This window comes from Cohaesibacter celericrescens, from assembly GCF_002866925.1.
GTDB classification, from domain to species: Bacteria; Pseudomonadota; Alphaproteobacteria; order Rhizobiales; family Cohaesibacteraceae; genus Cohaesibacter; species Cohaesibacter celericrescens.
This window is the reverse complement of sequence record NZ_PKUQ01000031.1, coordinates 427,293-442,057: the sequence shown is the minus strand read 5'-3', so window position 1 is coordinate 442,057 and position 14,765 is coordinate 427,293. Positions and strand designations below refer to the sequence as shown.

Genomic DNA, 14,765 nt, shown 5'->3' with positions numbered 1-14,765 from the left:
CTATACAAAGCGATAATGCGCGACGAGGATCGCGAAATTTTACCTGCTTTTACAAATGTCATTTGGGGGATATCAGTGCGTCAGGAAGGTTTTTTGGCTTTATCCATAATGCGCTGGATCAGGGAGGCCGGAGCCTTAAGGGGGGGCTGTGCCTCGATCAATTTAGCAATATTGATACTCATCTGAAGGCTATTACGGGCAGTCTGGGAATTCTCCAGAAGCCGTTTGGCCACGCCACCTTCAAGAACAGGCCAGACGGAAAGGTCTGACCCGTAAAGATCTAACAACGTCTCGAAATGCTCTATTGTCATATCGTCTTCGGGCTTGACCATAATCACCTTAGAGACTTGAAAACCGGGCTACCAAAACACGATCTTCTGGCGTCTGGTCTATGCCGCAGACGCCTTCTTAACTGAATTGTCTAGAATCTCTCCCATAACAGTGTCAATGCTTCGTTTGGGCAGATGAGAGATTTCGGCCCAAGCATTTCGAAACTCCAAAATACCGACGGCTTGTTTTGCATAGCGTTCAATCGCATCTGGACGTCCATAGGAGCTGTGCAATGCCATGATATTTTTGGTATACATATCGATGAATTGTTGCCCCAATTCAGGGTCCGCATCAAGGCTGACATTCTGGCGCAGGCCGCTCATGACTTTTGAGGCCGTAACCACGCCTCCGAACGCTTTCTCATATTCATTTTTACGCAAATAATAGGACGCAAGAATGAGAGCATTCAATATCTCATCAAGCAAGAGCGTCACGGCTTTGGTAGGCGCGACTGTTTTGTTGGCGGTACGATAAGCACCAATGGCATGATTGAGGGCATAGTTCATCATTAATCTCCGGTATTGAAAAGCGCTTCGAGGTAGTCAAGAGAACTTTCTGCCTCGGATATTTTTTCTTGATAGCTGGCATATAGAGTGATTAACCGGTCGCGGTAATCCTCCACGGTCGACATGATAGCTTCGTAGCTATCTTCATAATTGCTGTTTTCATCTTCCAGACTGGTTATAATATCGGTGATGAGACCATCATCTTCATCGGAATATCCAGAGACAGCTTGATACAAATTTTCAACGATCCCCGTTGATGTCGTGATGTCGATTGTCATGTCTTCAGAGCCGGTGAAGACAAAGGTGATGCCCTCATAGTCCGATCCCTCGGCCCCTACGATACGGGACCCTTTAACCTCGAACAGACTGTCATCACCATCAACAGACACCCCTGCTAGCACTCCATCTTCATCAACGGTAACATCCAACGAAAGGGAGCTGGGCATAGTGCCGTTGCGATTAAGCAGGACGAGATCGCTGGAACTGGATGTCATCTGGAAATTGAGCAGGCTTTCAATCCCATCCAAATCGTTCAGCAAGGCGTCATTCAACACGCTTTCATCAAGCTCAAGATAGTTGCTGTTGTCATAGGACAACCCCAACAGCGCCATGCTGTCTTCATCAACCATACTAGAAAGGGCGTCGGCAATCGCATTATTCACGTTGCGCAGCGTTCCATCTCCAAACAAGACAGCATCATCTGATGCCCCGCCGCCGGAAGCTGTCTCTTGTTGAGTCAAAGCCCATTCGCGATAGGCATTATAACTATCCACGATGGATTGTACGGACGTTTTGATTTCGGAGAGGGATTGAGAAATTTCGACCGAGATGCTGTCGTCTTCTCCAGTGGTTTGGTAAAGCGAAAAAGTGACTCCATCGACCACATCATCTACGGTGTTTGTGTCGCGCGTGATTTCGATACCGTCAATGCTGAAGATCGAATCTTGGCTGGCTTGAAGCTCGTTGGTAAAAGCTCCCGCGGCATCGACAATGCCCAAACTCTGTCCAATATCATCCCCGTCAACACTGGCCATTGTGATGTCTTGTCCGGTGTCATCAGCGTTCAGCACAAGCTTAAATTCGGTACTGGATACTTCAATAATCGAAGCAGAAATTCCGGTGAGACTGGATTCAGCATTGATCGCTTCGGCGATATCTGCCAGGGACATACCGCTGTCAACCTCGATCTCCACCGCGTCAGCGGCAAGTTCGTCTCCACCATCCAATTGCAGAGAAAATGTACCAGCCATCCCAATCGCGTCGGTTTCGCTACTCTGGCTTTCCGAGGCCACTTTCTGGGCTTTGGCAAGCTGCAAAATCTTGAGATCATAGGTTTGGATATCGGCACCATCATCAGCAGTGATCACAACAGCCGATGATGCATCAACGTCACCATTGGCAGTCGTATATGCTTCGCGGACAGAGAATATATCATCATTTTCAGTTAGGGAATCGTCCGTACCGCGGATAATATCCAGAGATGATGTAATATCCTGAAGCAAGCCCTGCATGGTTTCATAAGCTTCGATTTCGGTTTCGTTTTCCGCGATCTTCACTTCGATGGTATCAGCAGGAAGCTGCTTTTGCGCAACCGCGACTTCAACCAAGGCATCCCAATCAGTGTCATCCGAAGAGGTGGATGTTGATATCGATGATGAGGTCAAAGTTGAGGTGGTTGATGTCGATGTTGTATCAACAGTTGTCACTCAACAACTCCCGTTCGGTGATGATGTAAAAGGGTTTGATCTGCCCAGCCAGACGGCTCGCCAGGACCGCAAGATCATCCCACGATTGTGACGGGTATTTCATGATCATTGCGGCCCATGGCTGCGCTGGTTATCGTATGAGGCTCAGAAGATTTTCAGGCATTTCGTTTGCCTGAGTGGCGGCTGCAACCGCGGCCTGAACCTTAACGCTGGAAGCGGACAAAGCTGCCTGCTCTTTGGCGATATCAACGTCTTCGATCGCCGATTTGGCTGAATCCAGATTTTCAACACTGGTATCAATCTGAGCTGAACGGAACTCAAAACGAGACATAATCGCACCCATTTCAGCACGGGCTGATGAGACCTGGTCGATCGCGTCATCCAGAGCAGTCAGAGCAGTGGTCGCACCTGCCTGCGTTGAAATATCAAGAGTATCGACCCCCAAGGAGGAGGTCGTTAAGGAAACAACGGACAGATTGATTGTATCTGTCGCATCCGAACCAACGATGATATCAGCGCCAGATCCAGCTTCTTCGACCGTTGTGCCATTGGTCGTGCCCGCAGTCAGACCCAAAGAAGACAAATCCAGAGTGCCGGAACCATCGGCCAGTGTAATTTCTGCGTCACTGCCCTCTACCGTGCTTGTGAGCGTCAATGTACCGCTCTCGTTAGAGGCTGTGACGCCCGTAGTAGCACTCTCGGCGTTGATGTCAGCAACCATTTCATCGACGGTGTAGGTTGTATCAGCGTTCAAGAGTGTAACATCAACACCATTGATGGAAATCGTACCCGTATCGCCGGCAGTGGTTGTGAGATCAGCTGTAGCACCGGTCGCCACTGCTGCTGTTTCTGTGATATCTTCGGCAAAATCACTGGTACCATCGAGCAAGCTTTGTCCATTGTAGCGCGTGCTCTGAGAGATGCCATCGATCTCTTCCTGCAGTTCGTCAAACTCAGCCTGAATGTAGGTACGTTCAGTGTCGGTCACGGTACCGGATGCTGATTGAGACGCCAGAACTTTCATGCGCTCAAGAATGTCACTGACGTTTGAAGCACCGCCATCTGCGGTCTGAAGAACCGAAATACCGTGGGAAGCGTTGGTGGAAGCCTGTTCCAATGCGGCAACATCGGAAGAAATACGGGTCGCAATCGCGAGGCCAGCAGCATCATCGGACGCCTTGTTGATGCTGGATCCACTGGCCAGTTTGGCAAGTGAGCTGGATTGCTCGGTTGCGTTGATATTCAAGAAACGGACCGCAGTGTTTGCGGCAGTATTGGTGGAAATGACGGGCATAGTCGAACTCCTGAACTAAACGAACTCCGCCCCACTTACAGGTGCGGTGGCGTGTTCCTTCACGCCTTAATTCTCAAACGGAGCGACGCGCCCAAATCAGGCGAGATTTATTTATACATTTTAACGTGCGCATTAACCTTGAGTAAACAAAGATAATATATCGCGGCTATCGTTTTTCAGGATGATACGAAGCTTCTGTTTTCCTCTCTTTAACAGAGATTCAACCGCAGAAACGCTGGTATCCATGATTTTTGCAATTTCACGATTGCTCATATTTTCATAATAAGAAAAAACAAGCGCGATGCGTTGCTGGTCTGGCAGTTTGGCGACGGCATCTTCCAACAATTCAAGTCCCTCGCGCATCTCCAAAATTTTGGACTGACTTAATTTTCCATCTTTCGGTTCCGGAATTTCATCCAGCGCGGTTGCTTTGTTCTTGCGCAAATGATCAATGCAGCGATTGGTGACAACGCGAAACAGCCAAGTAGAAAATTTGGCTTGTCCGGACTTCCAATTGTCACGCCGCGTCCAGACCTGCAAAAACGCATCCTGCAAAACATCTTCGGCATCAGACCCGTTATGCAATATTCGATAGGCGACGGCATATCCGCGATCTATATGCCGCGCAACCAGCGCTTGAAAAGCCACTTCCTGTCCCATAGCGATCAAACCGAGCAATTCATCATCCGACAACGCGCTCAAATCTTGTGCCTGCAGCGATTTTGCCTGCGTGCTTTCCGGGGTTGATATGTCCGATTGTGAGATACATACCATCGTTGCATTGCTCATCGTTCAATCCATTATGTTCCGGGGCCACATGTCGACCTATAGAAAGGTGCTCTATATCTTTAACGTTGTAGCGAACGGTTTCTGGCGTGTAACTATGAGTTTTTTTTCTGTCTATTTCTGCATTTTTCTAGGCATATATTTCCCACAACTGGGAAATATATGCCTAGCTGCATTCAACCAAATGAAAATGATAGCAATGCTTTATTATATAGTTTCAATATCATGTATTTTAAAAATTCAATAAAACAAAATTACAATTAAAAATAGCTCATTAAAAATATATCGTGATTTAAACAATATATTTTAATACTAAAAATTTTTAACAAGTAAAATATAAATTTTTTATACTAAATAATAATGAGTAATATTAATTAGTGTTTACAATCTATTTAAATCAAAAATAATTATTCAACAAAAATATACTTTAAACCAACCACCAAGATCAACACGCACCCATCCAATTATTAATGCTTAATAAATCCAGAATTAGACTGAAATATACAATATTGCAACAACGGAAATGATATTAAGCATGAATCATCTCTTTTGAAAGCTTACTTTGGCAATTCCCGACGACGCTGATGACGCCTAATCGCTCGGCAACAATAGACATCATCAGAAAGATTTCGAGAGCGTATTTATTGCCATCCGCGGCGGCAAAAAGCCCGCTCCTCGCGCCTTGTCCACAGCCACACCGGTGGTCCATTGGCAATTTAAAATATCCAGGTGCCTACTAACAATAGTTCCTTCAAGCTTTTGCACGCCGCGCGCTTCCTCCATTCCTGATTTATTTAGTTGAAAACGGGTCAAGATCTATAAAAAATCCCGAACACGATACTCTTAAGATTCGCACAAGCAATCAACAAAAATAAATCATAATAACTTGAGGAAACTCGGAATTACATACCATGTTCCCGCCATTTTAATTATAAAACACACGGATCATCATTTATAAATAGATCAAAAATTCGAGTTAATACTTACAAATTAAACAAACAAATATAAAAATGTACCGATTACTACGTATTTTCCCCAACACCTTAATCCAGATATGTATCTGTAAAATATTATTAATCAATTTTGAATATTTTAAATTGCAACTGCATGTCATTCCAAACCCGCAAATTTGAATGCAGTTTGACCAGCAATGATCCGCAGGAGAGATCTGTCATGTTCAAGCAACTGAAAATCACAACCAAAATGTTGATCGCGAGCATTAGCTCCCTGACATTGGTGCTAATATTGGGGATCACAGTTATTGGTTGGCAAAGTGCGAATGTTACAAAAACGCTTTCCGTTGAACAGGCAAAGGCGGTCGCAAATACGCAGGCCGCAAATGTCAAATTGACACTAGAACACGGATTGAGCGCCGCACGACAGCTTACGAAAACCCTTGATAGCTTAAAGGCCTCAGGCGTGGCGGATCGCAAAGTCTGGTCAAGGATCCTGCACAACACCCTTGTTGAAGACACAAAATTATCAGGAACCTGGGGGGTCGTTCTCAATGATCAGGTTGATGGCAAAGATGCAGAATACGTCAACACCGAGACACATGACGAAACAGGGCAATGGCGCCCTTATTACTTCCGAAATCCAGACGGCAGCATTGGAGCTCAGGCCACAACCAAAGTCGACATCAAAGACAAACCTGAAGCATGGTTTCAGACTGCCTATGAAACGGGTAGAGATTTTATAGGTGAACCATATAGCTGGGCGATGGGTGACAAAACCGTTCTTGGTATTTCAATGTCTATCCCAATCAAAGATGCGAGTGGCAAAACAATTGGGGTTGCCGGGAGTGATCTTATCCTGAACTCTCTTTCCAATGATTTGGCTGCTATTAAACCACTGGAGACAGGATCCATTCACTTGATCTCCCAAGGGGGCAAATGGCTGGCCCATAGCGATGCCAAGCTGTTGGGGAAAGACTGGGACACAGCCCGCTCAGAGATTGACCTTGCCCACAAATCCGATCTTTTGGCCGCAGTTAAGGCAGGCACCAATTACGAATATTATGGCTACTCAAACAGCTTACAAACTGACGTGCTGCGCATCATTCAACCGGTTCATTTTGGCGACAGCGGCTCGGCGTTAGCAATTGTTGTTAATGTGCCAGTTTCCACTCTATCTGCAGCCAGCAATGATATGATTCTTACGGTCGCTCTGGTTGGGCTTTGCTTGCTGCTTGCAGTTGCTGCAGCGCTCTACCTTGTTGGTCGTTCCGTCATTCGCAAACCGATGGCCACCACCATCGAAAGCATCAAGGCCTTGATTGCTCGCAAATATGACGAACCCTTAAGTTACCTTGACCGCAATGATGAGGTCGGTGAAATAAACAAAGCCCTTGAAGTGTTCAGAGAAAAATCACAGCAAGCTGAAAATCTTTCACGCATTCAAGAACAAGAACAAAATGACCGCATCAAACGAGCCGATCAAATGCAAATCTTTACCAGTGACTTTGATCACACGGTATCAGGATTGCTCGACTCGGTATCCAAACTGGTCACCGATCTCAATCAAACGGCAGAGACGCTTTCTCTGGGTGCCGATAACACCTCCGAACGAAGCAATGCGGTTGCGGCTGCTTCTGAACAAGCTTCGGCCAATGTGCGAACCGTTGCTGCAGCTGCCGAAGAATTGTTCACATCCGTCAATGAGATTGACCGACAAGTCTCGGACTCCAACAAAATTGCCGTTGATGCAGTTGAGCAGGCCCGCGAGACAAATGATAAGATTGAAGGTTTGACAGCTGCAGCCGGTCGCATCGGCGAAGTAGTGCGATTGATTACTGATATCGCAGAACAAACCAACTTGTTGGCGCTGAACGCCACCATCGAGGCGGCACGTGCTGGCGAGGCGGGCCGGGGATTTGCCGTTGTTGCAGCAGAGGTTAAAGAACTGGCGACGCAAACCTCAAAAGCAACCGATGAAATCTCGCAGCAAATTCAAGCTGTGCAAACGGAAACCAACGGTGCCGTAGCAGCAATTCGGACAATCGCGGCGACCATTGATAAAATGAACCAGATATCCAATGCGATCTCTGACGCCGTGCAACAGCAGGGTCAAGCGACAAAAGAAATCGCTCATAACATCCAAGAAGCCTCTTCCGGAACACAAGAAGTGACGGACAATATTACCGGCGTGTCAACGTCAGCACGTGAGACAGGGGGAGCCGCACGACAGGTCAACAAATCGGCGCAGGAACTGCAACAAGAAGCCCAAAACCTCAAGGCTGGCGTACAGGCATTCTTGAGTAATGTTAAGGCCGTTGGCTAAGATATCTCTTCAAATGGACATTGCCGCATTCAGTGGCAATGTCCAATATACCTGATTTGAGGCCCCATCAGCCTTATTTTTCCGTGCTTATTGCAGCGCATGATTGCTCAGACAGATCTCAGGTGTGCCTGTCACCAAGCGCTTTTGCCATCATCATCCGCAACAGTTGATGCGCTTAGTAAACAGCAACCAATAAAATCAACCCCTGGCTTCCAACCGCCTCTAAAGTGCCTGAAACAAAGAAAAAAATTCAACTTTAGTTTCCGCTTCGCGTTATTTCGCCTGTTCCTGCTTACATTTCGATCCTTTGTTGTTCTAACATAGGCTATGTAAAAGGAACCTTGACGCGCTGAATCTTGAAATCTGCGAGCCAATCAGAACCCAACAATTGGATATCCAGAAAGAAGATTAAAATGAACGTTTCACACATCACTTTGCGACAGTTTCTCCTCAATGAAGCCAAGCTTCATGGATTGGATCTGGACTTGGTGTTGTTGCTGGAAGATTTAGCAACAACCTGCCGCATCGTGTCTCATCAAGTTAGAAGAGGCGCGTTGTTTCAAAACCTTGGAGCAATGAGCAGTACAAACATCCAAGGGGAAACCCAAAAGAAACTTGATGTGATCGCCAATGATGCCTTTATCAATCATTGCACCAATTGCTCTCGCGTCGCCGCACTCATTTCCGAAGAAGTTGACGAAGTCATTTGGATCAAGGAAAATCCCAGAAAAGGCGACTATCTGATTTATTTTGATCCCTTGGACGGCTCATCAAATCTGGATGTCAATTTATCGGTCGGATCAATTTTTTCGATCATAGAACTGAAAGAAGACATCGATCAGACCAACGAAACCCAGGTGCTACGCAAGGGCTCGGAACAAATCTGCGCCGGTTACTCGCTTTATGGCCCGTCCATCTCTTTTGTCTTCACCTTCGGTCAAGGTGTGAATGGCTTCACCCATCAGACCGGAACTGGCGAGTTCCGCCTCACCTATCCCGACTTGCGCATCCCTGAGGACACCAGTGAGTTTGCGATCAACGCATCCCGCTACAAACTTTGGGACGATCCGGTGCGGCTTTATTTTGAAGACTTGATAGCAGGCAAAGATGGCCCAAGGGGGCGGCCCTTCAATATGCGTTGGATTGCCTCGATGGTGGCGGAAATACACCGCATTCTCGTTCGAGGTGGTGTTTTCCTTTATCCGGTGGACTCAAACAATAGAGAACTGGGCGGACGCTTGCGCCTTCTCTATGAGGTCAGCCCAATGGCATTCATCATCGAACAAGCCGGAGGCAAAGCCTCAACGGGTACTGAGCGTATTCTTGATATTGAACCCAAGACGCTGCATCAAAGATCCCCCGTCATCCTGGGCAGCAAAACTGAAGTAGAAATGGCCGAAAGCTACTTCAAATAGTCAACAAAGCCCTGCCCCTGTTCGAACTGTTCAAACGCACTCAAACCGCCGGATAAAAGCGCGGATTTGAGTGCGTTGCAACTTCATAGCCAGACACCATCGGCATCAGAGGTCTCCAGATTTTCAAGCCGACTATTTTGCGTTCATTTATTAATGTTCATTTCAACATCAGCAAGCAACTTCGCTCCTATCCTTATATCAGGGATCGGTATGAACCGCAGGTTTCAGCCAAATATTATTCGCCCCCGTTGCTCCCTCGCCTAAAAACCGATTTCATTTGAATGTCACAAAACATTCAAATGACTGAAACAATCCACGCCTAGTCTCCCGCCAAACACTGAAGGCGATTGAGATTTTCCGCCTTCGACAAAGCGCAAACCTTGCAGCGAATGGTTCGAATGCAGGTGAGTTGGTGGCGGGATGATTGATACCTATAGCGACAGGCAGTTGCAGATCATCAAGACGGTGTCCGAGACAGGTTTTTGTGCCATCGACGCTCTGTCGGAGCATTTCAGTGTCTCCACCCAGACCATTCGCCGCGATGTGAATGCGCTGTGTGAGCAAGGGGAATTGCGCCGGGTTTGGGGTGGTGTAGAGGCCCCTCCAATCAGCGGCAACCTGCTTTATGCCAAGCGCCGAATTATGAATGTGGCAGCCAAGCGCAAAATCGCGCTGCAAGTGGCTGCGCATATCCCTGACGGCAGCTCGATTGCCCTGTCGATTGGTACGACACCGGAAATGGCCATTGCTGCGCTTCAGGAAAAGACCAATCTCAAGATTTTCACCAACAATCTCAATATCGCCATGCAGGCAAGTGGACGCCACGACTGGTCTGTGACCATAGCGGGTGGTTCGGTTCGCTCTGGCGACCGCGACATTCTGGGGGCCGAGGTGGAGGCTTTCTTTGAACGTTTCGAGGTGGATTTTGGTATTTTTGGTGTGGCGGGGGTCAGTCAGGACGGCGGCTTACTTGATTTTTCCGAAGCTGAAGTCGGCAGTCGGCGGGCCATTCTGAAAAATTGCCGTACGTCCTATTTGGTCATGGACCACAGCAAATTTGGCCGCACGGCCGACGTACGCGGCGGGCACCTGTCCGATGTCGACCATATTTTTTGTGACCAAGCCATTCCCCAACAATTTTTAGACAAGCTTGGCTTGGCCAGCGTTAGCGTTGCCGTGCCAAGCAAGGTGGTAGAGGAGCAGGCGTTATGAGCATCATCCATCCGGTCCATCATGGGCGCTCCATCGCGTTGCATGGCATCAGTAAGGTCTGGGAACAGACCCGCGCTCTGGATAATGTCGACATCACCATTCCGGCGGGTTCTTTCACCGCTTTGCTCGGGCCTTCTGGTTGTGGCAAGTCCACCTTACTCCGCATCATCGCTGGGCTTGAGCAAGCAACCGAAGGCAAGGTGCATATCGGTGACGAGGATGTCACCCACCGCTCACCAGACAAGCGCTACTTGTCGATGGTCTTCCAATCCTATGCATTGTTTCCGCATCTAGATGTGGCCGAAAATATCATTTTTGGGCTGCGTACCCGCAAAGAGCCCAAACGCACTCGTGGAGAAAAACTACTGGCGGTGGCCGAACTGATGGGGCTGGAAAAGCTGCTGGGCCGCAAGCCTGCTGAATTGTCCGGCGGCCAGCAACAACGCGTCGCATTGGCGCGAGCGGTGATCGCCGAGCGCTCAATCTGCTTAATGGACGAACCTCTCTCCAATCTGGATGCCAAGCTGCGTCATGAAATGCGCCTTGAGTTGCGCGCCTTGCAGCAAAAGCTCGGTTTTACCATGGTTTATGTGACGCACGATCAGGCCGAAGCCATTACGATGGCCGATCAGGTGGTGCTACTCAACGAAGGAAAAGTTGAACAGGTCGATAGTCCGCGCGCGCTTTATGACAAACCAAGTACCCTATTTGCTGCGCGTTTCATTGGCACGCCACCGATGAGCCTGTTTGACGCGTCGGCTCTTGGCGCGCTGGGCCAAAATCTGCAATCACGTTCGAGCAGCACTCTGCTTGTCGGACTGCGGCCCGAGGCTATCAACCTGGCTGAAGACGGGGCTCTGAAGGCCACGATTTCTTCTGTCGAATTTCTAGGCGCTGACACCATGCTCGACTGTCTGATCGCCGATGAAACCATCACCGTGCGGGCCTCGGGGCGCAGTGATTTCACACCCGGCACGCCGATCACCCTCTCCTTCGCATCTGAGGATCTGGCCTTGTTCGATAAGGTGACAGGTGCACGCATCAAAAAGCCACAAAACCCGGTCGAGGCGCTTCAGCCTTAACCCTTCATCTCTCAATTTTGTTCCATTCAGACAGATTTAAAAGGTCCATTCTCATGGCTTCCAATTTTCTGAAATCCAGCATTGTTGCTGCTCTGCTCTCGGCTGTATCGTTGCCTGCACTGGCTGTTGATCTGGAGTTCTATTTTCCAGTGGCCGTTGGCGGCAAAGCAGCTGACACCATTTCGACTTTGACCGCTGATTATGTCAAAGCCCATCCGGATGTAAAAATCGATGCGATTTATGCCGGTTCCTACACTGACACACTGACCAAAGCAATCACCGCAGCACGTGGTGGCAACGCCCCCCAGATCTCAGTGCTTCTCTCCACCGACATGTTCACTTTGATCGATGAAGACTTGATTGAACCGTTCGATGGTTACGTTTCGGAAGACGAAAAAAAGAGCTGGATCGGTGCTTTCTATCCAGCTTTCATGCAAAACAGCCAGACCGGCGGCAAGACCTGGGGCATTCCATTCCAGCGCTCCACACCAGTGATGTACTGGAACAAGGAAGCCTTCAAAGAAGCGGGCCTCGACCCAGAGCATGCGCCGGAAAATTGGGAAGAACTGGTTGAGATGTCCAAAAAGCTGGTCAAAAAAGATGCCAGCGGCAATGTAACCCAATGGGGCGTGCGTATTCCTTCGGCCGGTTTCCCATACTGGCTTTTCCAGGGCCTGTCCACACCTGCCGGTGCGATCCTTGCCAACGCGGATGGCAACAAGACACAGTTCGACGACCCCAAAGTCGTTGAAGCCCTTCAATATATGTATGACCTGTCTAACAAACATGGCGTTATGCAGGGTGGCTCCATAGATTGGGGCGCAACTCCGAAAGCCTTCTTCGAACATGAAGCCGCGATCGTCTGGACCACCACGGGCAATCTGACCAACATGGTCGCCAACGCACCGTTTGAATTTGGTGTTGGCTTCCTTCCTAAAAAAGAACGCTTCGGAGCACCAACAGGCGGCGGTAACTTCTATCTGTTCAAGGATGCCTCTGACGAACAGAAAAAGGCTGCCGTTGATTTCGTAAAATGGATTACAGAGCCAGAACAGGCAGCTAAATGGTCCATGGCCACCGGTTATGTTGCCCCTCGCGCTGATGCCTGGGAAACCGATGCCATGAAGGATTATGTCAAAACGGTACCACAGGCTCTGGTTGCTCGCGACCAGCTAGAATATGCGGTTGCCGAGCTTTCCACTTATGAAAACCAGCGCGTCACTTCCTTCCTTAATGATGCCATTGCCGCAACGCTGGCTGGAGATAAAGAAGCTGCACCTGCCCTCAAAGAAGCGCAGGAAAAAGCAGAAGCCGTTCTCAAAAACTACCGCTAACAACAGCAGGAACGGGCTGGCTGACATTCGTTCAGTCAGTCCAGATCTTGTATCTCCACACCCTGTGCGAGGGACAAGTGTCCCTCGCACTCTTCCCTATTAAGGCGAGACCATGCGACGCGACTGGATATATGCTCTGCTTCTGCTTTTGCCAGCCATGGTTCTATTGCTGGGATTTACCCATATTCCGGCGATAGAAACGCTGATTGACAGCTTTTTCTCGACACCACGTGGTCGCCGCCCCTCGGCCTTTATAGAATGGGACAATTACAAGCGGCTGTTCGAAGATGAGGTGTTTATCCGCGCCTTCACAAACAACCTGATTTATGCAGCTGTGACCATTCCCGCCTCCATACTTATTTCCCTCGGCATGGCGATATTTGTGCATGGCAAGCTGTCGGGCATTTCCTTTCTGCGCATGGCTTATTTCACCCCCACGGTACTGCCATTGATCGCGGTCGCCAATATCTGGATGTTTTTCTATACGCCGGGGTTTGGTCTGATTGACCAGATCCGCTCGCTGTTTGATCTGCCACCACAAAACTGGATCGGGCAGACCAACACAGCGCTCTACACCATGATTGCGGTTGCGGTCTGGAAAGAGGCAGGTTTTTTCATGATCTTCTATTTGGCTGCACTGCAAACAATCCCGAAACAATTGCGCGAAGCGGCCAAGCTGGAAGGAGCCGGCCGTTGGACCTTTTTTCACCGGGTCACCCTTCCTCTGATCATGCCGACGACCTTGTTCATATCGGTCAATGCGGTGATCAATTCGGTGCGCCTTGTAGACCATATTTTCGTCATGACCGAAGGTGGCCCGAACAACGCGTCCAAACTGCTGCTCTATTATATCTATGAGGTGGCCTTCAGATACTGGGACACCGCTTACGCCAGCACATTGACCGTAGTAATTTTGGGACTGTTATCCTTGCTGGCAGTCGGCCAGTTCTTCTTCCTTGACCGCAGGGTGCATTACAAATGACCGGCACAAACGCAACCTTGTCAGCACGTATTGACCGTGTCCTGATCACAACAGCCGCGTGGGCGCTGGCGCTCATTTGGATATTGCCTTTGGCCTATGCCATTTGGACGGCTTTTCATCCGGCGGAATATGAGGTCAATTTTGATCTGTTGGCGCCCTTGACGCTGGAGAATTTCCCCAAAGCTTGGGTGCAGGCACCCTTCGCACGCTATTTCCTCAATACCATTCTTCTGGTGACGATGATTTTAATAGGCCAACTGATCCTTGGCACATGTGCCGCCTATGCATTTGCTCGGCTCAAATTCCCCGGTCGAAATTTTCTGTTTGCGCTGGTGTTGGTGCAATTGATGGTGATGCCGGACATTTTGCTAGTAGAGAATTATCAGACCATGCGCATGTTGGGACTGGTGGATACCATTGTCGCTATCGGCCTGCCCTATATGGCGTCCGGCTTTTGTATATTTCTGCTGCGTCAAACCTTCATGACCATCCCCAAGGAACTGGATGACGCTGCGCGTATCGAAGGAGAGGGAGTCTTTGGCACGCTATGGCGGGTTTATGTTCCGCTGGCCAAACCGACCTATCTGGCGTTCGGGCTGGTTTCAGTCTCGGCTCACTGGAACAATTTCGTCTGGCCGCTGATCATTACCAATTCGGTTGAAACTCGGCCTCTAACCGTTGGGTTGTCAGTGTTTTCATCGACCGACTCCGGCATTCAGTGGTCAGTGATCAACGCAGCAACCTTGCTAACATCTGCGCCATTACTGATCGGATTTTTGCTTTTCCAGCGCCAGTTTGTTCAAAGCTTCATGCGCGCCGGTATTAAATAGCAAGATATC

The 14,765-nt window shown here is 48.9% G+C and carries 12 protein-coding genes and 1 pseudogene; 7 read left to right on the top strand and 6 right to left on the bottom strand.

Annotation, left to right across the window (positions count from 1 at the left end; genetic code table 11):
• Positions 1-80 precede the first annotated feature (80 nt).
• From C0081_RS16380 to C0081_RS16355, 6 genes and pseudogenes are all read right to left on the bottom strand, one after another.
• Positions 81-332, bottom strand: coding sequence for a hypothetical protein (locus C0081_RS16380; RefSeq protein ID WP_101534884.1), 252 nt, complete (start codon positions 330-332; stop codon positions 81-83).
• A 57-nt stretch (positions 333-389) separates the two neighbouring features.
• Positions 390-839, bottom strand: coding sequence for a flagellar protein FliS (locus C0081_RS16375; protein ID WP_101534883.1), 450 nt, complete (start codon positions 837-839; stop codon positions 390-392).
• Entirely contained in the window at positions 839-2,542 is a 1,704-nt protein-coding gene (fliD, locus tag C0081_RS16370; RefSeq protein WP_101534882.1) for a flagellar filament capping protein FliD, read from the bottom strand. Before fliD ends, C0081_RS16375 begins: the two co-directional genes overlap by 1 nt.
• A 130-nt stretch (positions 2,543-2,672) precedes the next feature.
• Entirely contained in the window at positions 2,673-3,116 is a 444-nt protein-coding gene (locus tag C0081_RS23900; protein ID WP_373236954.1) for a flagellin, read from the bottom strand.
• A pseudogene (locus C0081_RS23895) lies at positions 3,093-3,836 on the bottom strand (flagellin); the annotation flags it as partial. The pseudogene C0081_RS23895 and the gene C0081_RS23900, both read right to left, overlap by 24 nt.
• A gap of 132 nt (positions 3,837-3,968) precedes the next feature.
• On the bottom strand, positions 3,969-4,625 hold the full coding sequence (locus tag C0081_RS16355; RefSeq protein ID WP_210200531.1) for an RNA polymerase sigma factor: 657 nt from the start codon (positions 4,623-4,625) through the stop codon (positions 3,969-3,971).
• 1,170 nt (positions 4,626-5,795) lie between these two features.
• Between C0081_RS16355 and C0081_RS16345 the strand changes: the two genes are divergently transcribed.
• From C0081_RS16345 to C0081_RS16315, 7 genes are all read left to right on the top strand, one after another.
• Entirely contained in the window at positions 5,796-7,901 is a 2,106-nt protein-coding gene (locus C0081_RS16345) for a methyl-accepting chemotaxis protein (RefSeq protein WP_101534946.1), read from the top strand.
• Positions 7,902-8,314: 413 nt separating this feature from the next.
• On the top strand, positions 8,315-9,316 hold the full coding sequence (locus C0081_RS16340; protein WP_101534880.1) for a class 1 fructose-bisphosphatase: 1,002 nt from the start codon (positions 8,315-8,317) through the stop codon (positions 9,314-9,316).
• 420 nt (positions 9,317-9,736) lie between these two features.
• The gene (locus C0081_RS16335) at positions 9,737-10,528 is read left to right on the top strand and encodes a DeoR/GlpR family DNA-binding transcription regulator (RefSeq protein ID WP_101534879.1); all 792 of its coding nucleotides are present in this window, start codon (positions 9,737-9,739) and stop codon (positions 10,526-10,528) included.
• Positions 10,525-11,610 carry an ABC transporter ATP-binding protein gene (locus C0081_RS16330; RefSeq protein WP_101534878.1) on the top strand — a complete coding sequence of 362 codons (1,086 nt, stop codon included), beginning with the start codon at positions 10,525-10,527 and terminating at the stop codon, positions 11,608-11,610. The genes C0081_RS16335 and C0081_RS16330 overlap by 4 nt, the downstream gene beginning before the upstream one ends.
• A gap of 53 nt (positions 11,611-11,663) precedes the next feature.
• Positions 11,664-12,944: an ABC transporter substrate-binding protein gene (locus C0081_RS16325; protein ID WP_101534877.1), complete on the top strand. Its 1,281-nt coding sequence runs from the start codon at positions 11,664-11,666 to the stop codon at positions 12,942-12,944.
• 112 nt (positions 12,945-13,056) lie between these two features.
• Complete coding sequence (locus C0081_RS16320; RefSeq protein ID WP_101534876.1) at positions 13,057-13,926, top strand: carbohydrate ABC transporter permease; 870 nt, start codon at positions 13,057-13,059, stop codon at positions 13,924-13,926.
• Entirely contained in the window at positions 13,923-14,756 is an 834-nt protein-coding gene (locus tag C0081_RS16315; protein ID WP_101534875.1) for a carbohydrate ABC transporter permease, read from the top strand. The genes C0081_RS16320 and C0081_RS16315 overlap by 4 nt, the downstream gene beginning before the upstream one ends.
• Positions 14,757-14,765: the final 9 nt, after the last annotated feature.